General features: G+C 66.5%; 21 protein-coding genes and 1 tRNA gene. 13 read left to right on the forward strand and 9 right to left on the reverse strand.

The window, feature by feature from the left end:
• Positions 1–61: 61 nt before the first annotated feature.
• The 4 genes from MFF24_RS06375 (at position 62) to MFF24_RS06390 (ending at position 5,316) form a co-directional block, all read left to right on the forward strand.
• Entirely contained in the window at positions 62–1,255 is a 1,194-nt protein-coding gene (locus MFF24_RS06375) for a DUF4241 domain-containing protein (RefSeq protein WP_238223269.1), read from the forward strand.
• A complete protein-coding gene (lpdA, locus tag MFF24_RS06380) occupies positions 1,252–2,655 on the forward strand; it encodes a dihydrolipoyl dehydrogenase (RefSeq protein WP_238223271.1) in 1,404 nt (467 codons plus the stop codon). The genes MFF24_RS06375 and lpdA overlap by 4 nt, the downstream gene beginning before the upstream one ends.
• Before the next feature lie 176 nt (positions 2,656–2,831).
• On the forward strand, positions 2,832–4,457 hold the full coding sequence (locus MFF24_RS06385; RefSeq protein WP_238223273.1) for a hybrid sensor histidine kinase/response regulator: 1,626 nt from the start codon (positions 2,832–2,834) through the stop codon (positions 4,455–4,457).
• Between the two features lie 295 nt (positions 4,458–4,752).
• Entirely contained in the window at positions 4,753–5,316 is a 564-nt protein-coding gene (locus MFF24_RS06390) for a hypothetical protein (RefSeq protein WP_238223274.1), read from the forward strand.
• Positions 5,317–5,324: 8 nt separating this feature from the next.
• On the opposite strand, the gene MFF24_RS06395 is transcribed toward MFF24_RS06390, so the two are convergent.
• Genes MFF24_RS06395 through MFF24_RS06410 form a run of 4 tightly spaced genes read right to left on the reverse strand, consistent with a single transcriptional unit; the run spans position 5,325 to position 10,580 of the window.
• Entirely contained in the window at positions 5,325–5,966 is a 642-nt protein-coding gene (locus MFF24_RS06395) for a sarcosine oxidase subunit gamma (protein ID WP_238223282.1), read from the reverse strand.
• On the reverse strand, positions 5,959–8,988 hold the full coding sequence (locus tag MFF24_RS06400) for a sarcosine oxidase subunit alpha family protein (protein WP_238223284.1): 3,030 nt from the start codon (positions 8,986–8,988) through the stop codon (positions 5,959–5,961). The genes MFF24_RS06395 and MFF24_RS06400 overlap by 8 nt, the downstream gene beginning before the upstream one ends.
• Positions 8,985–9,272: a sarcosine oxidase subunit delta gene (locus MFF24_RS06405; RefSeq protein ID WP_166058990.1), complete on the reverse strand. Its 288-nt coding sequence runs from the start codon at positions 9,270–9,272 to the stop codon at positions 8,985–8,987. The genes MFF24_RS06400 and MFF24_RS06405 overlap by 4 nt, the downstream gene beginning before the upstream one ends.
• 57 nt (positions 9,273–9,329) lie before the next feature.
• Positions 9,330–10,580 carry a sarcosine oxidase subunit beta family protein gene (locus tag MFF24_RS06410; protein ID WP_133088038.1) on the reverse strand — a complete coding sequence of 417 codons (1,251 nt, stop codon included), beginning with the start codon at positions 10,578–10,580 and terminating at the stop codon, positions 9,330–9,332.
• Positions 10,581–10,689: 109 nt separating this feature from the next.
• Here MFF24_RS06410 and MFF24_RS06415 point away from each other — a divergent pair, with 109 nt between their 5' ends.
• The 7 genes from MFF24_RS06415 (at position 10,690) to MFF24_RS06445 (ending at position 17,181) form a co-directional block, all read left to right on the forward strand.
• The gene (locus tag MFF24_RS06415; protein ID WP_373322664.1) at positions 10,690–11,685 is read left to right on the forward strand and encodes a GlxA family transcriptional regulator; all 996 of its coding nucleotides are present in this window, start codon (positions 10,690–10,692) and stop codon (positions 11,683–11,685) included.
• 259 nt (positions 11,686–11,944) lie between these two features.
• A complete protein-coding gene (locus MFF24_RS06420; RefSeq protein WP_238223286.1) occupies positions 11,945–12,877 on the forward strand; it encodes a class II glutamine amidotransferase in 933 nt (310 codons plus the stop codon).
• Entirely contained in the window at positions 12,877–13,566 is a 690-nt protein-coding gene (locus MFF24_RS06425) for a GltB/FmdC/FwdC-like GXGXG domain-containing protein (RefSeq protein ID WP_108939657.1), read from the forward strand. The genes MFF24_RS06420 and MFF24_RS06425 overlap by 1 nt, the downstream gene beginning before the upstream one ends.
• Positions 13,566–14,912 carry an FMN-binding glutamate synthase family protein gene (locus MFF24_RS06430; protein WP_238223288.1) on the forward strand — a complete coding sequence of 449 codons (1,347 nt, stop codon included), beginning with the start codon at positions 13,566–13,568 and terminating at the stop codon, positions 14,910–14,912. Before MFF24_RS06425 ends, MFF24_RS06430 begins: the two co-directional genes overlap by 1 nt.
• Before the next feature lie 89 nt (positions 14,913–15,001).
• Positions 15,002–16,300, forward strand: a complete 1,299-nt coding sequence (gene glnT / locus MFF24_RS06435) for a type III glutamate--ammonia ligase (RefSeq protein WP_108939655.1) — start codon at positions 15,002–15,004, stop codon at positions 16,298–16,300.
• 184 nt (positions 16,301–16,484) lie between these two features.
• The gene (locus MFF24_RS06440; RefSeq protein WP_238223291.1) at positions 16,485–16,994 is read left to right on the forward strand and encodes a hypothetical protein; all 510 of its coding nucleotides are present in this window, start codon (positions 16,485–16,487) and stop codon (positions 16,992–16,994) included.
• A 112-nt stretch (positions 16,995–17,106) separates the two neighbouring features.
• Positions 17,107–17,181: transfer RNA gene (locus MFF24_RS06445), tRNA-Gly, on the forward strand.
• A gap of 87 nt (positions 17,182–17,268) precedes the next feature.
• Here the strand turns inward: MFF24_RS06445 and MFF24_RS06450 are convergent.
• Positions 17,269–18,402: a site-specific integrase gene (locus MFF24_RS06450; RefSeq protein ID WP_308445592.1), complete on the reverse strand. Its 1,134-nt coding sequence runs from the start codon at positions 18,400–18,402 to the stop codon at positions 17,269–17,271.
• 79 nt (positions 18,403–18,481) lie between these two features.
• Positions 18,482–18,736: a hypothetical protein gene (locus tag MFF24_RS06455; protein WP_238223294.1), complete on the reverse strand. Its 255-nt coding sequence runs from the start codon at positions 18,734–18,736 to the stop codon at positions 18,482–18,484.
• A 269-nt stretch (positions 18,737–19,005) separates the two neighbouring features.
• On the opposite strand from MFF24_RS06455, the gene MFF24_RS06460 reads away from it, so the two are divergent.
• Entirely contained in the window at positions 19,006–19,437 is a 432-nt protein-coding gene (locus tag MFF24_RS06460; protein ID WP_238223296.1) for a hypothetical protein, read from the forward strand.
• A gap of 60 nt (positions 19,438–19,497) precedes the next feature.
• Here the strand turns inward: MFF24_RS06460 and MFF24_RS06465 are convergent, their stop codons facing one another.
• From MFF24_RS06465 to MFF24_RS06475, 3 genes are all read right to left on the reverse strand, one after another.
• Complete coding sequence (locus MFF24_RS06465) at positions 19,498–21,270, reverse strand: flagellin N-terminal helical domain-containing protein (protein WP_238223298.1); 1,773 nt, start codon at positions 21,268–21,270, stop codon at positions 19,498–19,500.
• Between the two features lie 343 nt (positions 21,271–21,613).
• The gene (locus tag MFF24_RS06470; RefSeq protein ID WP_238223299.1) at positions 21,614–21,979 is read right to left on the reverse strand and encodes a flagellar biosynthesis repressor FlbT; all 366 of its coding nucleotides are present in this window, start codon (positions 21,977–21,979) and stop codon (positions 21,614–21,616) included.
• 1,266 nt (positions 21,980–23,245) lie between these two features.
• Entirely contained in the window at positions 23,246–25,111 is a 1,866-nt protein-coding gene (locus MFF24_RS06475; RefSeq protein ID WP_238223308.1) for a flagellin N-terminal helical domain-containing protein, read from the reverse strand.
• A gap of 163 nt (positions 25,112–25,274) precedes the next feature.
• On the opposite strand from MFF24_RS06475, the gene MFF24_RS06480 reads away from it, so the two are divergent.
• On the forward strand, positions 25,275–25,679 hold the full coding sequence (locus MFF24_RS06480) for a flagellar biosynthesis repressor FlbT (RefSeq protein ID WP_238223333.1): 405 nt from the start codon (positions 25,275–25,277) through the stop codon (positions 25,677–25,679).
• Positions 25,680–25,863 lie beyond the last annotated feature (184 nt).

Here is a 25,863-nt window from a genome sequence, read left to right on the forward strand (position 1 = left end):
CCTACGCTCGCGCCGGCTCCCGGCCGGGCGCAGGGGGCCGGGCGCGGCCGAGCGTGTGACCATGCCTCGATTGACCGACCCAGGCCGGCGCATCGCCCTCGGTCTCGCCGCGGCGGCGGTCGCGGCGGGCCTCGCGGCCTCGCTCGCCAAGCTCTTCCCGTGGCAACGGGCGAGCCGCGAAGGAGACCAGCCGGTGGCCGATGCCCCCTACGATCCTCGCGAGAATGAGTCCAACCTGTCCGTGACCGGGTTGCCCGACGACGCTCTGCGGGAGCGGGGTATCACGCGCATGGTGCTCGGCCCCCTGCCGCTGCCGAACGGGGCGGTAATCGCCACCGATCCGCTGGTGCAGCCCGAGCGCGAGGCCTTCACCCGCCGGGTCGCGCCGGGCGACTATCCCGTCACGCTCTATCAGGCGCAAGGTCGGGTCGCCCTGGCCGAGCTTGGCTTCGCCGACGGGACGCCGGCGCGCTGGGAACTCGCCCTCGTGCCGGGCCAGGACATCGCCAGCCTGAAGGCGGGCGAGATCTTCGGTTATCCCGTCGATGCCGGCCTCGGCTGCTTCATGGACACGGCCGCGCGCGCCGCGATGGCGCGTCGCGAGGCGCAGGAGCAGAAGCGGGCCGGCTACAGCAACTATTACGACGACGTGCTGGCCGGCGAGCTGAAGGATTCGAACCTGAACTGGGTCATGCACCGGCCGCTGCCGGATGATCCGGCGCGGGTCGCGGTCTTCTCCAGCGGCTGGGGTGACGGCGTCTACGCCTCGTACTGGGGCCTCGATGCAGCCGGGCAGCCGCTCCGGCTCGTCACGGATTTCGGGATCATCGAGAACGGCGACGGGCGCGATCCGCAGGAGATCGCCGTCGCCGCGGCCCTGGCCGGGCTGACACCGGAGCAGCGCCGCGACAGCGAGCGGGGCTACGCGGCGCTGAAGTCCGATGATCGTGCCGCCTTCGCAGCCCTGCTCGATGCGGGCCGGATCGCACCCGAGACGCCGATCGAAGCCGTCGGGGGCACCTTCACCTTCGAAGCGATCCGCCTCGACAAGCCGGAGGCGCTCGAACGCCTCGTCCGGCACGGCGCGCCCACCCTGATGCCGCCGTACCTGCAGTTCGGCGACGAGCGGAAGACCTATCCGGCTTACGCCCGCTCCCTCAAGACACCCCGGTCGCCGCAACTCCTCGCCGTCATCGAGGCCTGGGAGCGCACCGGCTCAACCGACACGCCATCACGAGGACAGACCCAACCATGAGCTACGATCTCGTCGTCATCGGCACCGGCCCCGGCGGCTATGTCTGCGCCATCCGCGCCGCCCAGCTCGGGCTGAGGACCGCCGTGGTCGAGAAGCGGGCGACGCATGGCGGCACCTGCCTCAATGTCGGCTGCATCCCCTCGAAGGCACTGCTGCACGCCTCGGAGGCCTTCGAGGAGGCCAACAAGCACTTCGGTGAACTCGGCATCGATGTCGGCACGCCGAAACTCGATCTGACGAAGATGCAGGCGTTCAAGCAGGGCGGCGTCGACGGCAACACCAAGGGCGTCGAGTTCCTGCTCAAGAAGAACAAGGTCGACACCTATCACGGCCGCGGCCGCATCGCCGGGGCCGGCCGCGTCGAGGTGATCTCGGATGACGGCGGCAACCAGATGCTGGAGACCAAGAACATCGTCATCGCCACCGGCTCCGATGTGACGCGGCTGCCGGGCGTCGAGATCGACGAGAAGACGGTGGTCTCCTCCACCGGCGCGCTCGAACTCAGCGCGGTGCCCAAGCGCCTCGTGGTGATCGGCGCGGGCGTGATCGGGCTCGAACTCGGCTCGGTCTGGCGCCGGCTCGGCGCCGAGGTCACGGTGATCGAGTATCTCGACCGCGTGCTGCCCGGCATGGACGGCGAGGTCGGCAAGCAGTTCCAGCGCATCCTGGCCAAGCAGGGCATGGTCTTCAAGCTCTCGACCAAGGTGACCGGCGTCGAGGTCGGCAAGAACGGCGGCGCGACCGTCACCGTCGAGCCGGCTCAAGGTGGTGAGTCGGAAAAAATCGAGGCCGACGTGGTGCTCGTGGCCATCGGCCGCGTGCCCTACACCGAGGGGCTCGGGTTGGAGACGGTGGGTGTGGCGACCGACAACAAGGGCCGGATCGAGACGGACAGCCACTACGCCACCAACGTCACCGGCATCTACGCCATCGGCGACGTCATCGCCGGGCCGATGCTGGCCCATAAGGCCGAGGACGAGGGCGTCGCGGTGGCCGAGATCCTGGCCGGGCAGTCGGGCCACGTGAATTACGGCGTGATCCCGAACGTGGTCTACACCTTCCCGGAGGTCGCCTCGGTCGGCAAGACCGAGGAGGAGCTGAAGAAGGACGGGATCGCCTACAAAGCCGGCAAGTTCCCCTTCACGGCCAACGGCCGCGCCAAGGCCAACGGCACCACCGACGGCTTCGTGAAAATCCTGGCCGACGAGAAGACGGACCGCGTGCTCGGCGTGCACATCGTCGGGGCGGATGCCGGCAACCTCATCGCCGAGGTCGCGGTGGCGATGGAGTTCGCGGCCTCCGCCGAGGACATCGCCCGCACCTGCCACGCCCACCCGACGCTGACGGAAGCGGTCAAGGAAGCCGCGCTCGCGGTCGACAAGCGCGCGATCCACGTCTGATCGCTATGCCGGACCCGGCCTGCCGGGTCCGGCCACCGACAACTTCAGAAATGACTATGCGACCTTGTGTCGTTCACGAAGCGTTCAAACCGCCATTTCATCGGGAACGCGCTGTTGTAGCTTCGGATTGACACGCGCAATCCGACCCAGTGGGTCGTACCCGCTGGAAAGTTTCGATGCCCTCGTCACCCGAGAAGCCCAGGGCACCCGGGCCGAATACGCCCGTCATTGGCAGCGGTGCTTCGGGCGTCGTCGATCAGCATCACGACATCTTCTTCGCGGCCGTCGAAACGACGCGCATGCCAATGATCGTCACCGATCCGCACCAGCCGGACAACCCGATCATCTTCGCCAATCGGGCCTTCATCCGGATGACCGGCTACACGATCGAGGAGTTGATTGGGAACAACTGTCGCTTCCTTCAGGGCCGCGACACCGACCGCGACACCATCTCGGAGGTGCGTGACGCGATCCGGGAGCATCGCGAGTTCGCGACCGAGGTTCTGAACTACCGCAAGGACGGCTCCTCGTTCTGGAACGCGCTGTTCGTCAGCCCGGTGTTCAACCGCTCGGGCGACCTCGTCTACTTCTTCGGCTCGCAACTCGACGTGTCGCGCCGCCGCGACGCGGAGGAATCGCTGCATCAGGCCCAGAAGATGGAGAGCCTCGGCCAGCTCACCGGCGGCATCGCCCACAACTTCAACAACCTGCTCCAGGTGGTGTCGGGCCATAACGAAGTGATGCTGGCGCTGCTCGACCACCCCACCCTCGACGTGTCGCGGATGCGCCGGGCCGGCGAGGCGGTGCGGGCGGCGACCGACCGCGCCGCCAAGCTCACCCACCAGCTCCTCGCCTTCTCGCGCAAGCAGCGGCTGGAGGGGCGGCTCCTGAACCTCAACGGCCTCGTCGAGAGCATGGGCGAGATGGCCGGGCGGACGCTCGGCGACGACGTCGTGCTGAAATCCGTGCTCGCGCCCGATCTCTGGACCACCCGCATCGATCCGACCCAGGCCGAGGTCGCCCTGCTCAACGTCCTGATCAACGCCCGCGACGCGATGCCGGAGGGCGGCTCGGTGACGGTGCGGACCGAGAACCTGCTGATCGAGGACGAGGACACCGCCCTCTACAAGACCGTACCGCCGGGCGCCTACGTGGTGATCTCGGTCACCGATACCGGCCTCGGCATGCCGCCGGAGATCCTGGCCCGCGTCATGGAGCCGTTCTTCACCACCAAGGAGGAGGGCAAGGGTACGGGGCTCGGGCTCGCCATGGTCTACGGCTTCGCCAAGCAGTCGGGCGGCTCGGTGAAGATCTATTCCGAGGTCGGACATGGCACGACGGTGCGGCTCCTGTTCCCCGCCTCCGACCAGAAAGCCGAGGACGAGCACAAGCCCTCGATTCGCGCCGCCGACCGGCACGGCACCGAGACGGTGCTCGTCGTGGACGACCGGCCCGACGTCGCCGCCACCGCGGGCATCATCCTGGAGGATTTCGGCTACCGGGTCACCGTGGTCGACGGCCCGAGGGCGGCGCTCGACATCCTCGACGGCGAGGGGCGCATCGACCTGCTGTTCACCGACCTGATCATGCCCGGCGGCATGAACGGCGTGATGCTGGCCCGCGCCGCGCGCGAGCGCCAGCCCAAGATCAAGGTGCTGCTCACCACCGGCTACGCCGAGGCCTCGATGGAGCGCACCGACGCGGGCGGCACCGAGTTCGAGATCATCAACAAGCCCTACAAGCGGATGGAGCTGGCCCGCCGGGTGCGGCGGGTGATCGACGGGCCGACCGGGGTGGGGTAGTCGCCTTCGACTGGCACGGTTTGCCCACCACACGGGAGACGCGTAGAGCCGGCCGATGCTCACGACAGCGATCAGCGCCGCGTCATACGAATTCCGCTTGGTCCCTTCGGCCCTTCGCCCGTCATCGCGAGGCTCGGCGCAAGCGATCCCACCGCGCGCCCGATTCGGAGATGTCGCGCGGCTGGATCGCTTCGCTGACGCTCGCAATGACGAAGGGGGACAAGCCCGAGGCGACCAACCGGAAACCGTGTCATTCCGGCCTCGCAGCCGGAGCGGGTGTCCGACCGCACGAGGGGTGATCGCCATCCTCGCGGCTCTGGCGGCGTATCCTCTACCGGCGCTCAGTGCAGGCCAGGGCGCGGCATCCGCGTATCCGCTGGCCTGCGCCTACTTCCGTCGGGATCTCGACCAGTACGCGCATTGCGCCCGGCGCGAGGGCGGGATGGTCCGGGTCGCTCCGGCCCACGCCGCTCGGATGCATTTCGAGCGCGGCTTGGCCGAGTTGCGCGTGCCGGGGATCGGCTGTCTCTGGGTTCGGCGCGACGGCCTCGCACTGCCCGTCTTCACCCTCGACAACGGGCCGGACCCGTTCGCGCAGGGCCTCGTGCGCCATTGGCGGGACGGCAAGGTCGCCTTCTCCGACCGCCGGCTGCGGCTCGTCCTCGCCACGCCCTACGACTGGGCCTTCCCGTTCAACGCACGCGGCGAGGCGCTGGTCTGCGAGGGCTGCCGCTCGGACGGACGCGAGCCCGCCTCCATGGTCGGCGGGCGCTGGGGCCTCATCGACCGGACGGGGCGCCTGACCATGCCGTTACAGGACGGCGAGGCCGCCTACCGGCACTTCTTCGGCTGGCGCTGATCGGAAGCCTACGCGTTCTCGACCTCGTAGCCGAACTCGGCGGCCGCGTGCTCCAACCAGTGCCAGAAGCTTCCGGCGAAGCTGCGGGCCACCGCGATCTCGTAGGTCGGCTCGGCATCGCGTTGCCAGAGCTGTACGCCGATATGGGCGATGCTCGTCACCGCAACCTGCCCCGGCCCGAAGGCGCGGGGATGCAGATCGACCGCTACACCCTTGGCCAGCATGGCGCGCGCCTGCGGGCCGGAGATCCGCACCAGGGCGCGGCTGTCGCTCTGGTCGGTCACCGCCGCGACGCCGCGCAGGGCCTCGGGCAGGTCCCGCAAATCGCGCGGCGACGGCGCCACCGCCAGCCACTGGCCGGGCGCGGACCAGACCAGACCGCGCTCGCCCTCGATATGCGCCGCGCCGGCCTCCGGCAGGGACAGGCCGAAGCGCTCCGTCAGGATCGCTCGTAAGTCGGCTTCCTTTCCGTCCGCAGCGATGAGCGTGGCGAGCCCGAATCCGTCGCGGAGCATCAGGCGGATGCCGGCCGGCCCCTTCGCCGCGCCGTACCGTCCGGTCTTTCCGGCCCCCTCCCAGGCGCCGCGGGGGCGCCAGAGCGTTGAGGGCGCCTGGGAGGCCAAAGCTCGGGTCGTTGCCGGCTCAGACACGCAGCTTCTCCTCTTTGGGATCGACGAAGACCGGCGAACAGATCTCGACTTCGATATCGGCGCCGCGCACCGGATCGGTGGCGCGGACCCGCTCGCCGTGGCGCTCCGTCCCGCGCCGGATCAGGCCGATACCGATCCACATCCTCAGACTCGGTGAATAGGCGACAGAGGTCATCACCCCCTCATCCGCCTCCAGGCTCGGCTCCGCATCGAGGCTCAGGAAATGCGCGCCCGCCCGCAGCCGGGCGCTCGGATCGACCGGTCGGAAGCCCGCCAGGATCGGCCGATCCGGATCGGTGAGCGCAGGGCGCTCCTTCATCAGGCGGCCGATGTAATCCTTCTTCTTGGCGAGCATCCCGCCCAGCCCGAGGTCGCGGGCGGTGGTCTGCCCGTTGATCTCGGCGCCGGCCGCGTGGCCCTTCTCGATGCGCATGACCGAGAGCGCCTCGGAGCCGTAGGCGGTGATGCCGTAGGGCAGGCCCGCCTGCATGACCGCCCGCCACGCGGCATCCCCGTAGCTTGCGGGCACTGCCAACTCGTAGGCGAGTTCGCCCGAGAACGAGATGCGGAACAGCCGCGCCGGGATGCCGCCGCCGACGGTGATGTCGGCGCAGGCCAGGAACGGAAAGGCCTCGTTTCCGATGTCGAAGCCGGGATCGATGATCCGGCGCAGGGTGTCGCGGGCGCGGGGGCCGGCGACCGCGTATTGCGCCCATTGCTCGCTGACCGAGGCGAGCTGCACATCGAGGTCCGGCCACAACCATTGCCGGCAAAATTCGAGGTTCTGCATCACTCGCGCGGCGTTCGCCGTCGACGCGGTCATGACGTAGTGCGTCTCGCCCATCCGCGCGACGGTGCCGTCATCCATGACGAAACCGTCCTCACGCAGCAGCACGGCGTAGCGCGCCTTGCCGACGGGGAGCGTCGCGAAGGGGTTGGCGCAGACCCGCTCGATAAAGGCGAGCGCGTCGGGGCCCTGGATGTCGATCTTGCCGAGCGTGGTGACGTCGCAGATCCCGACGCGGGCGCGCACGGTCTCGACCTCGCGCACCACCGTGTCGAGCCAGTCGGTCTCGCCGGCGCGGGGGAAGTAGGCCGGGCGCAGCCACAAACCGGTCTCGACGAAGACGCAGCCGTTCTCCTCGGCCCAGGCGTGGGACGGGACATGGCGGGTGGCGCGGAACTCTTTTCCCCGGTGATGGCCGGCAAAGGCGCCGATGGCGACCGGCGTGAAGGGCGGGCGGAACACCGTGGTGCCGACGCTCGGGATGTCCTTGCCCGTCAGCTCGGCCATGATCGAGAGGCCGGCGAGGTTCGAAGTCTTGCCCTGGTCGGTCGCCATGCCGAGCGTGGTGTAGCGCTTCAGCAGCTCGACCGCGCGGAACCCCTCGCGGTGGGCGAGTTCGACGTCGGAGGCGGCCACGTCGTTCTGGAAATCGACGAAAGCCTTTCCGCGGGGCTTGGGCACGCGCCAGAGCGGGGTGTGATCGACGCGCTCCGGGTCGGTCTGCGGTGTGGCCTCGGGCGTCGCGGTGAAGCCGCAGGCGCTCGCCGCCTCGGCGCCGGCCCGCGCGCCGGTCTCCAGGCATTCGGCCAGGGTGAAGCGCCCGGCGGCGGCGCCTGCCGCCTGCATGCCGGAGGGGAGGGCGCCCGGCACGAAGGCGTGGATCGCCTCGTCCCAGACCGGCCGGCGGGACAGGTGCGAGTCGAGATGGACGATCGGGTTCCAGCCATTGGCCATGGCGAGGCCGTCACAGGTGATGACGTCCGTGCTGTGGTAGCCGTCCACGATCTGGATCGCGCTCAAGCCGAGATGGCCCTTGGTGCCGGCGACATAGCCGCCCGCCACCACCCGGGCGCCTGCGGCTTCCGCCATCCGGCGTAACGCAGGGGGAATAGAGGCGCGGGTGTCGATCACCGCCGCAAGCCCCCCGCCGGCGGCCAGGATGTCGGCGGCGGTGCGCCAGCCGTCGTCGCTCGACGTGAACACGGCGAGGCGTCGGCCCGGCAGCACGCCGTAGCGGTTGAGATAGGTCCGTACCGCGCCGGCCAGCATCACACCGGGCCGGTCGTTGCCGCCGAAGACGTGCGGGCGCTCGATGGCGCCGGCCGCGAGCACCGCGCGCCGCGCCACGATCCGCCACAGCCGCTGGCGCGGGGTGTGGGCCGGGGGGACCGCGAGATGGTCGGAGACACGCTCGACCGCGCCGTAGGCGCCGTGATCGTAGACGCCGAACAGGGTGGTGCGCGACAGGATGCGCACCTCCGGAAGGCTCTCCAACTCGGCCAGCGCGCGGGCGGCCCACTCGGCCCCGCTCGCGCCGCCGATCTCGCGCCGTTCGGCCAGAAGGCGCCCGCCGGTCGAAAAGTCCTCGTCGACGAGGATGACACGGGCCCCGGAGCGGCCGGCCGCCAAAGCCGCCGAGAGGCCGGCCGGGCCGCCGCCGATGACGAGCACGTCGCAATGGGCGTAGGCGTGGTCGTAGGTGTCGGGATCGGGAGCGTCGGCGGCACGTCCCAGGCCCGCCGCGCGCCGGATCATCGGCTCGTAGAGCTTCTCCCAGAACGCGGCCGGCCACATGAAGGTCTTGTAGTAGAAGCCCGCCGCGAAGACCGGTGAGAGCAGCGCGTTGACCGAGAGCGCATCGACGGCGAGCGAGGGCCAGCGGTTCTGGCTCGTCGCCTCCAGCCCCTCGTAGAGTTCGGCCATGGTCGCGCGGGTGTTGGGCTCGCGCCGCGCCCCGGAGCGAAGTTCCACCAGGGCGTTCGGCTCCTCCGAGCCGGCCGAGAGGATGCCGCGGGGCCGGTGATACTTGAACGAGCGGCCGACGAGGCGCACGCCGTTGGCGAGCAGGGCCGAGGCCAGGGTGTCGCCGTGGAAGCCGGTGAGGCGCCGGCCGTCGAAGGTGAAATCGCGCGGCCGGTTGCGGTCGATCAGGCCGCCAGCGGCGGTGCGGAACGGCTGCGTGTCTGCGGCCATGGAGGCAGGAGCCTCGGCACGCTGAAGGGCGAGCGTGGTCATGCGGCCTCTCCCGAGCGGCGCGCCCGCGCGACGTCGCGCGCCGGCTCCACCGATTCAATCGCGTGGGTGCGGGTGTCGCGGGTCACGACCAGCCAGGAGCGGCATCCGGCGGCGTGGTACCAGAGCTCGCGGATCGTCCCGGCCGGGTTGTCGCGCAGATAGACGTAGTCGTGCATGGCCTGCACCGAGGCCTCCATCCCGTCGGGACGCTGAGGCGCGGCGTCGCCGAGGTAGCTGAACTCCCCGTTGTCGCGCTCGCCGCAATGGGGGCATCGGATGCGCATGGCGTATCGTCCTCTTCGAGATCGGTGCCCGCTGCAGCGGGCGCCGCCAAGGAAGCGTCAGTGCAGGTTGGGCTGGGCGCCCATGCCCTTCTCGTCGATGAGATGGCCGGTGGCGAAGCGGTCGAGGCGGTAGGCGCTCGCATCCGCATGCGGTTCGTCGCGGGCGATCAGGTGGGCGAAGCAGAAGCCCGCGGCCGGCGTCGCCTTGAAGCCGCCGTAGCACCAGCCGGCGTTGAGGTAGAGGCCGCCGATATCGGTGCGGTCGATGATCGGGCTTCCGTCCATCGACATGTCCATGATGCCGCCCCAGTGGCGCAGCAGCCGCAGGCGCCCGAGGCCGGGCCACAGCGCCATGCCGCCCTCCATCACGTCCTCGATGGTGTGGAGGTTGCCGCGTTGGGCGTAGGAATTGTAGCCGTCGATATCGCCGCCGAAGACGAGGCCGCCCTTGTCCGACTGGCTGACGTAGAAGTGACCGGCCCCAAACGTCATCACGCCATCGATCAGGGGCTTCACGCCCTCGCTGACGAAGGCCTGGAGCACGTGGCTCTCGATCGGCAAGCGCATGTCCACCATGCCGGCGAGCAGGGATGAGGAGCCGGCGACCGAGATCGCCACCTTGTTGGCGCGGATGAAGCCGCGGCTGGTCTCGACGCCGGTGACGCGCCCGTTCTCGCGGCGGATGCCGGTGACGGCGCAGTTCTGGACGATGTCGACGCCGCGGTCGCTCGCGGCGCGGGCGTAGCCCCAGGCCACGGCGTCGTGGCGCACGGTGCCGCCGCGGCGCTGGAGCAGGCCGCCCTTCACCGGGAAGCGCGCGTTGTCGAAATCGATGAACGGCACGAGGCGGCGCACGCCCTCGCGGTCGAGGAGCTCCGCGTCGATCCCGGCCAGCCGCATGGCGTTGCCGCGGCGGGCGTAAGAATCGCGCTGGGCGTCCGAGTGGTAGAGGTTCAGCACGCCGCGCTGGCTGACCATGGCGTTGTAGTTGATGTCCTGCTCCAGCCCCTCCCAGAGCTTCATCGACCGCTCGTAGAACGGGATATTGCCGGGCAAGCCGTAATTCGAGCGCACGATGGTGGTGTTGCGCCCGACATTGCCCGAGCCGATGTGGCTCTTCTCCAGCACGGCGACGTTGGTGATGCCGTGTTCCTTGGCGAGGTAGTAGGCAGTGGCGAGCCCGTGCCCGCCGCCGCCGACGATGACCACGTCGTAGGCGTCCTGCGGGGCGGCGTCGCGCCATTGCGGGGTCCAGTCGCGCTGGCCGCGCAGGGCTTGTCCCAGGACGCTGAAGAGGGAGTAGCGCATGCGGGAATCCGCTCAATCGCCGGAGGAGTGTCGCTCGCCCCATCACTAGCGAACATCGCCCGCAGTTGGACTTGCATTTCGCGACATGATTCCGGCACATCACGTCGAAATGCATGAGGCACACGAACCGACCGGCCGGACGCGCTCCGGGCGCAGGGCGCCGCGGGCCGTCACACCCGCCCCGCGCACGGTCGGCTTCGTGCTGGTGCCGGACTTTCCGCTGATGGCCTACACCGCGGCGGTCGAACCGCTGCGCGCGGCCAACACGCTGTCGGGCTGCGAGCTCTATCGCTGGTGGCACGCCGCACCCGGTGGCGGCGTGGTGCAGGCCTCGAACGGACTCGGCATCCTCACCGACGTCACCGTGGGCGCGAGCGCGCACGCCGACCGCATCTTCGTCTGCGCCGGCGGCAATCCGGCCGAATTCGACGATCCCGCCCTGTTCGCGTGGCTGCGCGGGCTCGCCCGGCACGGGGCGACGCTCGGCGGCATCTCCGGCGGCCCGTATCTGCTCGCCCGCGCCGGCCTGCTCGCCGGGCGCCGCTGCACGCTGCACTGGGAACACGTGCCGGCCTTCGAGGAGCGTTATCCCGAGATCGACGTGGTCCGCTCGCTGTTCGAAATCCAGGGCGATCGCATCACCTGCTCCGGCGGCATCGCGGCGCTGGATCTGATGCTCGACCTGATCGGGCGCGACCACGGTGCCGGGCTCGCGGCGGGCGTCAGCGACTGGTTCCTGCACAACCAGATCCGCGAGGGCCTCAGCCCGCAGCGGATGGACCTGCGCCAGCGCTTCGGCGTGCGCGACCCGCGCCTGCTGCGGGTGCTCGCGGCGATGGAGGCGAACCTCGAGGCGCCGCTGCCGCGCGAGGCCCTGGCGGATCTCGCCCACGTCTCCGTGCGTCAGTTGGAGCGGCTGTTTCGCGACCGTCTCGGGCGGGGCCTCCACCGCCATTACCTGCACCTTCGCCTCGACCGGGCGCACCAGCTCGGCCGCGAGAGCGCGCTGAGCCGCGCCGAGATCGCCACCGCGACGGGTTTTGCCAGCGCCGACGAGCTGTCGCGGGCCGAGCGGCGACGGCACCGCCAGGAAGCGGAGGGTTGAGACCGAGGCCAGCGCTTGTCCTTCCCTCCCTTCATCATCGCGAGCGTCAGCGAAGCGATTCGGCGGCACGACCTCCCGGGAAAATGCGGCGCCCCGGATCGCTTCGGCCTTGCCTCGCGATGACGGAAGGGGAGGATCGAAGCTGCCCAGGCCCAAGCCCCTTCGTTTCATGAGAGGAAATTTTCGTGCTTGAAAGTTGACGTCGTCGCACCACCGTGCGATCACTTTCCCAAGTGAACGAACGGACGGGGCGACGCCGATGTGCGGTATTGTCGGACTATTCCTCAAGAATCCGAAGCTTGAACCGCAGCTCGGCGCGATGCTCTCCAAGATGTTGGAGACGATGACCGATCGCGGCCCCGACAGTGCGGGCTTCGCGGTGTACGGCTCGGACGGCGTCTCGGATACGGGCAGCGTGAAGCTGACCCTGCGCGGTCCCGGCGCCTCGGCCCTGCGCGAAGCTGTCTCGAAGATGGAAGGTGCGCTGTCTCTCTCCGCTGAGACGACCGAGCGCGACACCCACTCCGTCCTGTCCGTCCCGGCGGAGCGCGAGACGGAGATCCGCGCTTGGCTCAAGGCCAACGCGCCGGGCATCGACGTGGTGAGCGCGGGTCGGCGCATGGAGATCTACAAGGAGGTCGGCCTGCCGGCGTCCGTCGCCGAGCGTTTCACCTTGGAGAAGATGTCCGGCACCCACGGCATCGGACACACCCGCATGGCCACAGAGAGCGCGGTGACGACGAACGGTGCCCACCCGTTCTCGACCGGCACCGACGAGTGCCTCGTCCATAACGGTTCGCTGTCGAACCACAACGACCTGCGCCGCCGCCTCCGGCACGAGGGCCTGAGCTTCGTCACACAGAACGACACCGAGGTCGCCGCCGGCTACCTGAGCTGGCGCATGCGCGAGGGCGCGTCCCTGAAGCAGGCGCTGGAATCGAGCCTGACCGATCTCGACGGCTTCTTCACCTTCGTGGTCGGCACCGAGACGGGCTTCGCCGTGGTGCGCGACCCCATCGCCTGCAAACCCGCCGTGATGGCCGAGACCGACGACTACGTCGCCTTCGGCTCCGAGTACCGGGCGTTGGTCGGCCTGCCCGGCATCGACACCGCCCGCGTGTTCGAGCCCGAGCCGGCCAAGGTCTACGCGTGGGAGCGCAGCAGCCGCCACGCCTCCGGGGAGCGCCAGTGATGCCGAGCTTCGACCTGCGATCCGCGCCCCTGCGCGAGCTGAACCGGGCGCTCCACGCCCTGCGGCCCGACACCAACGAGACCCACTGGACCGTCACCGGTCCGGACGGGCGCCACGCCATCGCCGCCGGGCTCGACGCCCCCGTCAGCGTCGAGATCGAGGGCAATGTCGGCTATTACTGCGCCGGCATGAACAAGCTCGCGACCGTTCTCGTCAACGGCAATGCGGGCGTCGGGGTGGCCGAGAACATGATCTCCGGCCTCGTCCACGTGCGGGGCGATGCCAGCCAGTCGGCCGGCGCCACGGCGCATGGCGGCATGCTCATCATCGACGGCAATGCCGGCGCGCGCTGCGGCATCTCGATGAAGGGCGTCGACATCGTCGTGAAGGGCTCGATCGGCCACATGTCGGCCTTCATGGCTCAGGCCGGTACGCTCACCGTGCTGGGGGATGCCGGCGAGGCGTTGGGCGATTCGCTCTACGAGGCCAAGCTCTACGTGCGCGGCTCGGTCAAAAGCCTCGGCGCCGACTGCGTCGAGAAAGAGATGCGCGACGAGCACCTCAAGGAGCTCGCCGACAAGCTCGCCGCCGCCGGCCTCGCAGGCGAGGTGAACCCGAGCGAGTTCCGTCGCTACGGCTCGGCCCGCACCCTCTACCACTTCCACGTCGACAACGCCGGAGCCTACTGATGACCGATCATCGCCAGCCTCCGCGCACCAAGCCGCGCCTGTCGGCGACCTTCACCCCCGACGTGATGTCCGAGATCCGCCGCGCGGCGGCGACCGGCATCTACGACATCCGCGGCGCCGGCGCGAAGCGCGCCCTGCCGCATTTCGACGACCTCCTGTTCCTCGGCGCCTCGATCAGCCGCTACCCGCTGGAAGGCTACCGCGAGCGCTGCGGCACCGAGGTGGTGCTGGGCGCGCGCTTCGCCTCGAAGCCGATCCACCTGAAGACGCCGGTCACCATCGCCGGCATGAGCTTCGGCTCGCTCTCGGCCAACGCCAAGGAAGCGCTCGGGCGCGGCGCCACCATCGCCGGCACCTCCACCACCACGGGCGACGGCGGCATGACGCCGGAGGAGCGCGGCCACTCCAAGACCCTGGTCTACCAGTACCTGCCGTCGCGCTACGGCATGAACCCGGACGACCTGCGCAAGGCCGACGCCATCGAGGTGGTGATCGGCCAGGGCGCCAAGCCCGGCGGCGGCGGCATGCTGCTCGGCCAGAAGATCACCGAGCGCGTCGCCGGCATGCGCTGCCTGCCGCCCGGCGTCGATCAGCGCTCCGCCTGCCGCCACCCGGACTGGACCGGGCCCGACGACCTCGCGATCAAGATCGAGGAGCTGCGCGAGATCACCGATTGGGAGAAGCCGATCTACGTCAAGGTCGGCGCCTCGCGCCCCTACTACGACACCGCGCTCGCCGCGAAGTCCGGCGCCGACGTGGTGGTGCTCGACGGCATGCAGGGCGGCACCGCCGCGACCCAGGACGTGTTCATCGAGCATGTCGGCATCCCGACGCTCGCCGCGATCCGCCCCGCCGTTCAGGCGCTTCAAGATCTGGGGCTCCACCGCAAGGTGCAGCTCGTGGTCTCCGGCGGCATCCGCTCCGGCGCGGACGTCGCCAAAGTGCTGGCGCTCGGCGCCGACGCGGTCGCCATCGGCACCGCCGCCCTGATTGCGCTCGGCGACAACGATCCGCGCTGGCAGGCGGAGTACGAGGCGCTCGGGACCACGGCCGGCGCCTACGACGACTGGCACGAGGGCAAGGACCCCGCCGGCATCACCACGCAGGATCCGGAACTGGCCAAGCGGCTCGATCCGGAGCTCGCCGGCCGCCGGCTCGCCAACTACCTCGCGGTGATGACGCTGGAGGCCCAGACCATCGCGCGGGCCTGCGGCAAGAGCCACCTGCACAACCTCGAACCCGAGGATCTGGTGGCGCTCACCATCGAGGCCGCGGCGATGGCGCAGGTGCCGCTCGCCGGGACCGGCTGGATTCCGGGCAAGAACCCGACGGCGTCCGGCATGTGATCTGCGAGGGCCGCTCCCGAGGCTTCGAGGGCGGCCCTCTTTCTTTTGTGGCGATGGGGCCGAACCACCAAGCCGGGAGGATTCTTGCAATGACGCACGAACTCGAAGCCGCCGCCCGGGAACGCGGCATCAAGTATTTCCTCGTCTCCTACACCGACCTGTTCGGCACCCAGCGCGCCAAGCTGGTGCCGGCCGCCGCGATCGCCAGCACCTGCCGCAACGGCGCGGGGTTTGCCGGCTTCGCCACTTGGCTCGACATGAGCCCGGCCGATGCCGACCTCCTGGCGATGCCCGATCCGGAAGGGCTGATCCAACTGCCCTGGAAGCCGGAAGTCGGCTGGCTGCCCGCCGACCTCGTCATGAACGGCAAGGCGGTCGAGCAGGGCCCGCGCAACATCCTCAAGCGACTGATCAAGGAAGCGGCCCGCGAGGGGCTGCAGATGAAGAGCGGCGTCGAGTGCGAGTTCTTCCTGATCACGCCCTGCGGCTCGGAGCCCGCCGACACCGCCGACAAGCAGACCAAGCCCTGCTACGACCAATCCGCCCTGATGCGCCGCTACGAGGTGATCACCGAAATCTGCGACGCGATGCTGAGCCTCGGCTGGAAGCCCTACCAGAACGACCACGAGGACGCGAACGGCCAGTTCGAGATGAACTGGGACTACGACGACGCGCTCGTGACCGCCGACCGGCACGCCTTCTTCAAGTACATGACCCGCTCGATCGCCGAGAAGCACGGCTTCCGCGCGACCTTCATGCCGAAACCCTTCATGGACCTGACGGGCTCGGGCTGCCACGCCCACGTCTCGCTCTGGCGCGATGGCCAGAACGTCTTCTCCGACCGCTCGGACGAGATCGGCCTGTCGCAGATCGGCTACCACTTCATCGGCGGCCTGATCCACTCGGCCGACGCGCTCGCCGCGCTCACCAACCCGTGCGTGAATTCCTACAAGCGCATCAACGCACCGCGCACCACCTCCGGCGCGACCTGGGCGCCCAACACCGTGACCTATACGGGCAACAACCGCACCCACATGATCCGCATTCCCGATGGCGGGCGCTTCGAGTTCCGCCTCGCCGATGGTGCGGCCAACCCCTACCTGCTCCAGGCCGGCATCCTCGCCGCCGGCCTCGACGGCATCCGTCAGCAACGCGATCCGGGCCAGCGCCTCGACATCAACATGTACACCGACGGCCACACGGTCGAGGGCGTGAAGCGCCTGCCGCTCAACCTGCTCGACGCGCTTCGCGCGCTGGAGGCGAGCCCGGTCCTCAACGAGGCGCTCGGCGCCTTCGTGCCGAGCTACCTCAAGCTCAAGCGCACGGAATGGGACGATTACTGCCGCCATCTGACGCAATGGGAGCGCGACACCACGCTCGATTGCTGAGCGGTTCGCTGGCATCCGCCCAATCGTTTGGGTGGGTGCCATCCCCGCGCCCCGCGCACGGCGCATGGGTGACCGGACAAGTGCCTCGGACGCAGAGCGGAAGCCGTTGCCCTGTCCGGCTCGGCCGGCTTATCGATCTCTCCCGCGCCGGCTCCGGCGGAGCGAGAGAAGGACCCGATCACCGATGACGTGGCTCGGACGCCTCCTCCTTTCCGTCATCGCCCTGATCCTGGCGATTCCGGCCGGCGCGCTGACCCTCGGCGCCGGAGTGCTCCTCGATCCGACCTTCCGCGATGCGCTGGGCCAACTTGGCCTCGTCGGACTCTTCTCCGGCCTGTCGGATCTCGCGCAGGGCCTTCCGCCGGACATGGCGGTGATGGCCGTGATCCTCCTCGCCCAGGCGCTCGGCCTCCTGCTGATCCTGCCGCCGACGCTGGTTGCGCTCGTGGGCGAGACGCTCGGTCTGCGCTCCCCATTCTGGTACGGTGGCGCGGCAGGACTACTCACGGCGCTCCTGCCCTGGCTTGCCCGCGGCGGCCCCCCGCCGGCCGCCGGCGCGGCGGCAGCGGGCGCGGAGACACGCCTCGCCGCGATCCTTCTCGTGACGGGCATCGCCTCCGGCCTCGTCTACTGGCTGATCGCCGGCCGCAGCGCCGGCGCACGGATGACGCGACCCGGCGCAGGTGCATTTTAGGGGTGGACAGGCGCCCGCCATCGCTTATGAAAATGGAGTGCTTTCGAAGCCTTGCCGCTCGAAAAGCACGCTCCGGCTCGAGGGCAGGTCACTGCGCCGAGCGCGGCCGGATGCGGGCGTAGTTCAGTGGTAGAACGTCAGCTTCCCAAGCTGAATGTCGTCGGTTCGATCCCGATCGCCCGCTCCACCTAATCTGCTGAAGCGTCAGCCTTTTCAATGCCCTATCGCTGACCTCGCGTTCCCCATGTTCCCCACCGCGTTCCCTATGGTCTGTTCAGGCGCCGTTCTTCACGCCTCGACTGGCGATACGAAGCGCCGCCACCTTGCGTGATTTGCCGACTGCGCCGCGCGAGTAGCGCGCCGTGGTCGAAGCTTGTGTGTGAGCTGCGGCGGCCCGGGTATCGTCGAGATCGGCGCCCGCATCCTCGGCTTCCGTGATGGCCCCAGCCCGCGCGTCCATGTTCCAGACTGCATCCGGAATGCCGGCCGCACGTGCCACGACCCGCCACTCGCGACCGAAGGCGTCTCCGGCGTAGGGCCGGCCAGCCTTTTCATCGACAATCAGAGGCCCGACCCTGCGCTCGACTGGGATCTGCGCGGCGACCGCCTGGACATGCGGACAGAGCGTCAGATCGTGCGCCGCGATAGCGCCCGTCTTCGACGTCACTTTTCGCGTGATACCGTCGAGCACCACATCGGCCCACGTCAGGCCACCCACCCAGCAATGGCCGTTGAGGACGATGCCGGTGGCGGCGTCGCCAGCCGGGATCGGCTCCCACTCCCCGATCACGTCCTTCTGCCGAAGCGCCGTGTCGAGCTGGAGGGCCGTAGCAAGAGCCAGCGACAGCCGATCCATCTCGGTGGCCATCGAAATGAAGGCCTCGACATGGGCAAGATCGAGCGTGACGCGCCGCCGGGCCGGCTGCGGAAACCGCACCTCGGTTAGGATCGCCTTCACCCTGGCGCAGCATGCCAACTCGGCCGACACGCCATAAGAGACCATTTCCCGGAGCTTCTTCATGATGCCCCAGGCACGGCGCACTCGCTCGGGTCCGCCGGGCGACTTCGGCCGCTTGGCCGCGTTGTACCAGCGCCAAAAGTCCTCCAGCTTCAGGGCATCCAGTGCCCGGTCACCGAAAGCCTTTTCGATGATACGGAGGACGTGAACGTCCTTCTCACGCGTCGTGTGCTTGATCCGGCGGAACGGGCTCGCCTCGTCAACCTGATAGCGCCGCGAGAGGCCGCGAATTGTGCCGTCGAAGCAGTTCTTTTCGCGCCCACGTCCGGAGGACCACTCCAGCATCTCGGCTTGCAGGCGCATGCACGTCGCCGTGATGAGCGCGTACTGTGCCGGATCGTCGAGGCCGTAGGGCAGCCGCACGATCTCCGGGCGGTAGCCGGCCTTCACGAGGTCGGTGCGAGCGACCCAGTAGCCGACATCGGGGCCATTCTTGCGCTTGCGGCGCTTCAGGCCAGGTGCGTTGAGTTCAGAGGACATCGAGGTTCTCCTGTCCGTCGAGGCAGGAGACCTCGACGTGGGAGAGACCGTAGCGCCGACTCCAGTAACCCAGCACAGCCGGCCAGTAGCGGGCGCCCATCAACGGATCGATGCGCGGGAGCCCGTCACGCTCCAGTACGATTGCCTTCGCCATCCAGTCTGTCGGATCTTGGCTGAGACGGCGGGCGATCTCTGCCTCCGAGGGGAACAGCCCTTGGTCGCGATAGGGAGGACGGCGCGCCATTGTTCACGCGGGAGGTCATGAACCGGAAGCGGGCTCTGACGCTCGATATGATCCGGGGCATTAGCGCGGCCTGGAAGCTTCCTTTCGAAGCGCTGGCGGCTCCGTACACCGTGACGCGCGCGCCGCGTTCGTCGGGGCGACGGCAAGCGGTAGCTTAATCTCTGCCGCGCCCGACGGCGCTTATTCGTCGGGCGTGATTTCTTGCCACTCGACCAGGGCCGGCGCCGCAGCCTACGCAGAAGCGTAGCCATTGGCCTCGATGTCCTGCCATGCCGATCCGGCGCGAGCACCGTTTCTTCTACCCAATCGACTGGCCGCAGCTCTCGGCGGTGATCCGCTTCGGCCGCGCCAAGGGGCGGTGCGAAGCGTGCCAGCGTCCGCACGGGCGCACGGTGTTCTGCCTCGGTGATGGGCGCTGGTGGGACGACGAGGCGGCCTCCTGGCGCGATGGGACGGGTGGGCTCGTCTGCATCGAGGTCGATGCGGCCGACGTGCTCGGCGAGATCCGAACAACGCGGGTCGTGCTCGCCACCGGCCACCGGAACCACGACACAGCCGACAACTCCGCGGCGAACCTCGCAGCATGGTGTCAGCGCTGCCACATGCTCCACGATCGACCGGAACACATGCGGCGGCGCTGGTGGACGCTGTTCAGGCGAAAGGCGCTCGGCGACCTGTTCCGCGGCCCCTACGGCTTATAGGACCTGAAAACGAAAACGGCCGGGACTCGCCCGGCCGTTCCTAATTGTTTTCTATTTTGCTTAGCGGAAGAGTGAGAGGACGGTCTGGCTGGCCGAGTTGGCAATCGAGAGCGCCTGAACCGCGAGCTGCTGCTGGGTCTGAAGCGCCTTCAGCTTTGTCGACTCCTCCTCGATGTCGGCGTCGACCAGGATGCCGATGGTGCGGTCGTTGGCCTTCATCAGCGTGTCGACGAAGGACTTCTGACCGTCAATCTGGGTCTTGCTGGCACCGAGCTTGGTGCCGGCATCAGTCACCTTCGAGATTGCCTTGTCCACTGCGGTGATCACCGCGGAGAGGTCAGCGTCGCCGTTGGTGCCGACGAGCTTCGAGATGTCGATGTCGGTGATCGAGTAGCTACCGCCACCGAACTGCGCGTTGTAGGTCCCGACATTGGTGTCGAGGATGCCCTGGGCCTGCGTCGTGCCGGCATTGGTACCTGACGCCGTCCGTGCCACCACCGTGCTGGCGGCCAGACCGTTCGTCGTAGCGGCCGCGAACCCGTAGCCAGCCGCATCGGCACCGGCGATGGTCACCGTGCTGGCAACGCCCGTGTCGGAGCTTGTCAGAGTAAGGCGACCACCCGCGAACGAGGCGCTCACCTTGCTCGCCGTCGCCGCCGAGAGCGTGGTGTTTAGCATCGCGGCGATGTCGGCGCCGTTGACGGCGGTGTTGTTCGCCGAGGTGGCTGCAGCACCGAGTGCCGTGAAGCTCGCTGCGTTCAGGGTGATGTTCTTCGTGGTCGTGCCGTCGTTGATGGAGATGGTCTTAGAGTTAGACCCCGAGAGATCGAACGTGGTGAACTGACCGCCCGTGACGATAGCTGAAGTTGCCACACCGGCGGTCGTACCGAAGCCGACGTCGATCAGCTTCTTGTTGGTGGCAGAGGGGTTGGCGACCTTGACGTCCAGAGAGGTGGAGGCGCCCGTGTCGGTGGTGGTGAAGGTCAGACGGCCAGCATCGTCGAGGCCCGCCGAGATCTTGCCGCTGAGCGAGGAAGCGGCGATCTGGTTGTTGAGGGCCGACAGGAACTCGTCGGTCGTGACCTTTGTGAGATCCTTCGCGGCCGACTTCAGCGCGGCAGCGTTCAGATTTACCGTCGTCGAGGTCGCGCCCAGCGTGAAGGTCATGCTCACCTCGTTCGGCCCACTGAAGTCAGCGGTGCCAGCACCGGCGCTGAAGGCGCCCGTTCCGGTCAATGAGGTCGTGCCGGCGATCTTCGCGTTCGTCGCCGCCGTCGTGACGCTGGTCGAATTGGTGTCGTACAGCTTGATGCTCTGCACGTTCACATTGATCATCGAGAAGTTGATCGTGCCGGCGCTGTCGCGGGAGAAGCCCGCCACAACCTTCTGCGTCGCCTGGTAGGCGCTGTTGGACGTGGACGAGTTGACCGAGAGCCAGTTCTGACCCGACGAGTTCGAGGAGTCGGCGGTCGCCTTCATCTTGCTTTGGAGCGCCGCGATTTCAGTCTGCACCTTCGAGCGATCGACGCCCGGCTGCAGGGCGGTCTGCAGCTTGGCGCGCATATTCTGCAGGTCGGACAGGACCGAGTTCAGACCATTATAGGCGGTGTCGACCGCCGAGGAGCCGAGGCCCAGCGAGTCCTTCACAGCCGAGAGTGAAGCGTTATCGGTGCGAACCGTCGTGGCGATCGACCAGTAGGCGGCATTATCCGCGGCGTTCGAGACGCGCTGGCCAGTCGAAACGCGATTGCTAGTCGCGTCGAGCTGAGTGTTGATGCTCTTCAGCGTCGTCAGCGCTGTCATCGCGGAATTATTAGTGAGCAGGCTGGTCACAGTGCTTCGATCCTAAAACGGGAGAAGTGAGCAGAAGGACATCCGGACTCACACCGGGAAAGCAGAACGGCATCATGCCTATAGGCTCAGCGAATGAGCCTAACCTGCAACGCACTACACCTCGGGCTCTCACCGGTTCGATAGATCGGCATCATGCCTACAGACTCTTAAGTCTGCTCCACCGCGCTTTGACTGCCGCTGCGTTTTTTCAAACGCGATCATGACCGGCCCTCCGGTTCTAGATGGCAGCAGTTATCAAGCGCTTAAAAGATTTAGGAGCGACAACGTGATGATGCACAACAGTTAATAACTCCTTCGGCCAAATTGTTGGCCATCGGCTAGTTCAGTGGGCTCGCAGATTTTTTACCTCTTGACGAATTGTTCCAAGCGCCTTCTGCAAATTCCCTGCCTGTTCAGCTTCTTGTACCTTTTCTCGAAGGTCCAACGGCACATCAACGAGACAGGCATATAGGCTATTTTGCCAGCGATCCTTGAAAACAGGCTCGATCAACATCTGCTGTACAAAGTAGTATGCCTTATGGAGAGGCGACACTAAACTGCCTTCTGAAACAATTTGACTTGGCATAAGGAATGTATCTGAAATCATAATCTCTATATTAACGGAGTCGTGCGCCCGTATGAGTGCGTCATTCAGGAAAAAGATCTCTCCTTTTCTTATGAACACTCTGGTCTGGTTTGCTTTTGCCACGTCTCTCGCCCACTCATAGATCCAGCCACCTACCTGTAGGGTTAAATCTGTTGGAGCTTGTGCGAGCCCGCCCTCCTACCCACCGACGGCGCTGTCGATCTGCTTCGAGCTTTTGCCGAAATTGAGGACGATCAGATGCGCCGTGAGGTTCTTGCGATCGTGCGCAGCTTGGCGCGCCTCGGGCAGGAGCATCCTCGCTTCGCTCGCGGTGTGATGGCTAATGATCTTTGCTGATTTTAGGCGGCTGCGAGCCACGCACACGGGTTCGCCGCGGCGCTCCGGCTGAGCCCGAACCGCCCCTGCAACGCATTCGCCAGCTGCGGACGCGAGATCCCGATATGTCGGGCGACCGCCTCCTGTGTCATCGAGCGCGCCCGCTGTGCCAGCCTGACGGCGCGAGCAACCTTGGGCGGCATCAGCCCGCCAGCGTATTCCAGGGCGGCACCGAGCGAGACCCAGGCATCATCTGAGCCGAAGAAGTCGGGATGCTCCTGAAACCCTCCCTGCGGCAGGGGCAGCGCGCGGGCATGACCGGCCGGGACTGCCCTCGTCTTAGCACCGGGCGAAGGCCCACCAGCGCCGACGATCTGTCTCGGGCTGGCCTTCCTCGCTGGACCCTTCGCGGCTCGGTCTGAAAGCGTGATCCGTTCCGAGATCACGCGGGCATCGACTTCCTGTAGCGCCTCTGTTCCGACCGGTGTCGCGCTCGGGCGCGGATCTTGCGCGCATCATGAACGTGAGGGGACACCGCGATCCGCGCACCGTCGTCGGCTACATCCGAAGGGCGAACGTCTTCAAAGATCACGCAGGCGGTGGATTTCTGTAAGGCTCAGTTTAGGAGGCCTGGGCGCCCGATAAAACTTTCGGACGCAATGCTATTAAGCACTGCCCCATGCTGAAGCAGCAGCTTTCCTACTTGCAAGGCCTTCCCAAAATTTAGATCTATTAAGCTGTCATGAAGATACAAAAACAAGACATCATACGCTCTTGTCACTGACATCAATTCATTTACCAGCACAACGATTTCATTCTCAAGTTTATTATGCTCATTAGTATCGTGAATGCACTGCAAGAGCATATAGATGCGCTCACATATGGTCTCGGCCTCTGGTGCCGATGACAGATCGCCATGCGAGGCTGCTTGCCGCGACATACCTAATCCTAGGTTTTATCCCTCGGCGCAGACTTCAGGGATCTGGTTAACAAAGCGAAAAGAAACGGCCAAGGCAGTGCCCTGGCCGTTCCAACTACGAAGCTACGGAGCGGTTAGCGGAGAAGCTGCAGGATGCCCTGCTGCGACTGGTTGGCCAGAGACAGCGCCGAGATTGCCAGCGAGTTGCGGGTCGAGAGCGCCTGCGAGTTAGCTGCCTCTTCATTCAGATCTGCGTTGGTCAGGTTGGCCGAACCAGTGTCGAGAACGTTGATCACTTGCTTCGTGAAGTCCTGCCGGTTTTGCACGACCGAAAGGTTCGACGCAAAAGTCGAAGCCTGAGACTTCAAGGTATCGCCCGCCGATTTGATCGAGGAGAACACGTTGTTGATTGAAGAGTTATCCTTGAAGTCGTCGGCCGTCACCGCCTTCAGCTTCAAGCTTTCGGCTGTGGTTGCGACACCCTTTACATTGATAGATGAACTCTGCTCTTCGTTGAACGAGATCTTCATCTGATCGCCGCGCAGAAGGTTGACACCATTGAAGCTGGAGTCATTCGACATCTGATCGATCTGCGTGAGCAGATTGTTATAGTCGTTCACCAGCTTGTTGCGTGCCGCCTGCCCGTCACCGCCGATCGTGGCAGTAGCATTCGTAGTCAGGAACGAGTTAGCGGCACCCGTGGCATCGCCGCCGAGCTTCAACTGCTGCGAGCCAGCGTCGTTGCTGGTCGAGATCGAGAGGCGCCCGGTGGAGTCGATCGATGCCTGTGCGTTGGCGGGCGCCAAGGCATCGTTCAATTGGTCGAGGGTTGAGACTTGGCCGGCACCAGTTCCGAAGGTGAGGGCGGTCGTCTTAGCGGTAGCGCCTGTGCCGACCGTGACCGTCAGAACCTTGTTGGCCAGATCGGCCGTCGAGGTCGGCGTACCCTTGCCGGAGGCGAATTGGGTGGTCGCGGTGTAGCCCAGATTTGACACCAGGGCAGTGGCAGTCGAGCCGTTAGCGAGGTTGACGGCCGTTTTGGCGTCCTTGGCCTTAAAGGTGAACTTGTCAGCCGTTGCATCGAAAGTTGCGCTGACTTCGCCCTTGGTTGCGGAGACCACCTTCTGGGCTAGGGTGTCGAGCGTGTCCGTCCTGGACACGGTGACGGAGGAGCCATTCACCGTGAAGCTGTCGCCGTCCGCGAATCCAAGCGCGAGCGCCTTCGTCGAGCCGGTCAGGTTGGCGGCAGTGATGGTGGCCGGCGTCGTGAGAGCGGGCGTGGCACCGAGCAGGTCAGTCGCACCCTGGCCGCTGGCCACCTGGAAGCGGCCGCTCGTCGCCGTGCCAGTCAGCACGAGCGTATCGCCGGTGATGGCCGCGGTGACGGAAGAGCCACCAGCCGACAGCTGCGTGTTGATGGAGTTCGTTAGGGTCGCCTGGGTGGTGATCGGCCCGTCGAAGTCAAGAGTCAGGTCGACACCGTCGATCTTCAGAGTCTTGGATCCGGTCATAGCCCCGATGTTTGCATCGGTCAAAGTGGTGACTGTACCGGTGGTGACCTGAGCGGCGCCGGCGCCGACGATGCTGGGCACGTTGCTCAGCGCCTCGGTCGGGCCGGTGGAGAGCAGGTTGGTATCGACAGCGCCGTTGAGCGCCTTCGAGGTAAGCGTCGCCTTGGAGGTGAAGGCAGACGTAGCTGAGAGCGCCTGCTGAGCAGTCGACTTCAGCTGATCGGTCAGTTTCTGCAGGTTGGTGATGCCCGTTGCAGCAGCCTGGATCGTCTGAATGCCGTTGCTGATCCCGTCAAGAAGGCTCGACAAACCAGTGGAACGCGAATTCAGGGACTGAGCAGTGAAGAAATTGACGGGGCTGTCGAGCGCACTGTTCACCTTCTTACCGGTCGAGAGGCGGTTCTGCGTCGTCGACAGCAGGCTAGCAGTGTCCTGCAGCGAGAGCAGGTTCTGGCGTGTCGCAGCTGAGAGCGTGATGTTGGAAGACATTTGCAGTAATCCATATTCGGATCGAAACCGCCTTGTCGCGGCCGAATAGGGATAACAGCCAGATGTTGATGCCGACTTAAATCGATTGCGAAAAGCGAAGCGCGTTTCCGAATAATTAAAACTTCGTTGCCAAGAACGCATGGCCCATCAAAAGGATCTGGCTATGCCGCTTCGCATCACACTGAAGCCATTTGAGCGTCTCATTATCAACGGCGCTTCGATCAGGAACGGCAGCAGAAACAGCAATTTCTTGATCGAGAACCAGTGCAAGTTCCTCCGTGAAGGAGAGATCATACACGAGAGCGAGGCAGATACACCGTGCAAGAAGTTATGCGTCACCCTTCAGGTGCTCCACCTGTCTGAAGATCCTGCCGAAGTGGAAAATCTTTTCTTCCTCCAAGCTGTTGATATCATGAAAATGATGCCCAGCGCCGCCTCGTTTATGTCAGTTATACAAAACGCGTTGGCTGAGAAGAACACTCATGCAGCCATCAAGGCCGGCAAGCAGCTTGTCTATCATGAGCGCGATCTCCTCGCAGCTCGTTCTGATGAGACTGCTGCTGCATAGTCAGCGCGACGCAGTACCTGAGGATTATCGATGTGGCAGCCGGGATAAGGGCGGCTATTCTCCCTCCCCGGCCCTAGGGCCTGTCGTCGCCTGAACGGATTGCGAATTTTGGCGTTTTCTCGGTTTCGAATGAGGAGACGTGATGCTGTCAGACGCACAGTGGGGTGAGTTGGAGCCGTTGATC

It is taken from the genome of Methylorubrum aminovorans (assembly GCF_022179725.1).
Classification (GTDB): Bacteria; Pseudomonadota; Alphaproteobacteria; order Rhizobiales; family Beijerinckiaceae; genus Methylobacterium; species Methylobacterium aminovorans.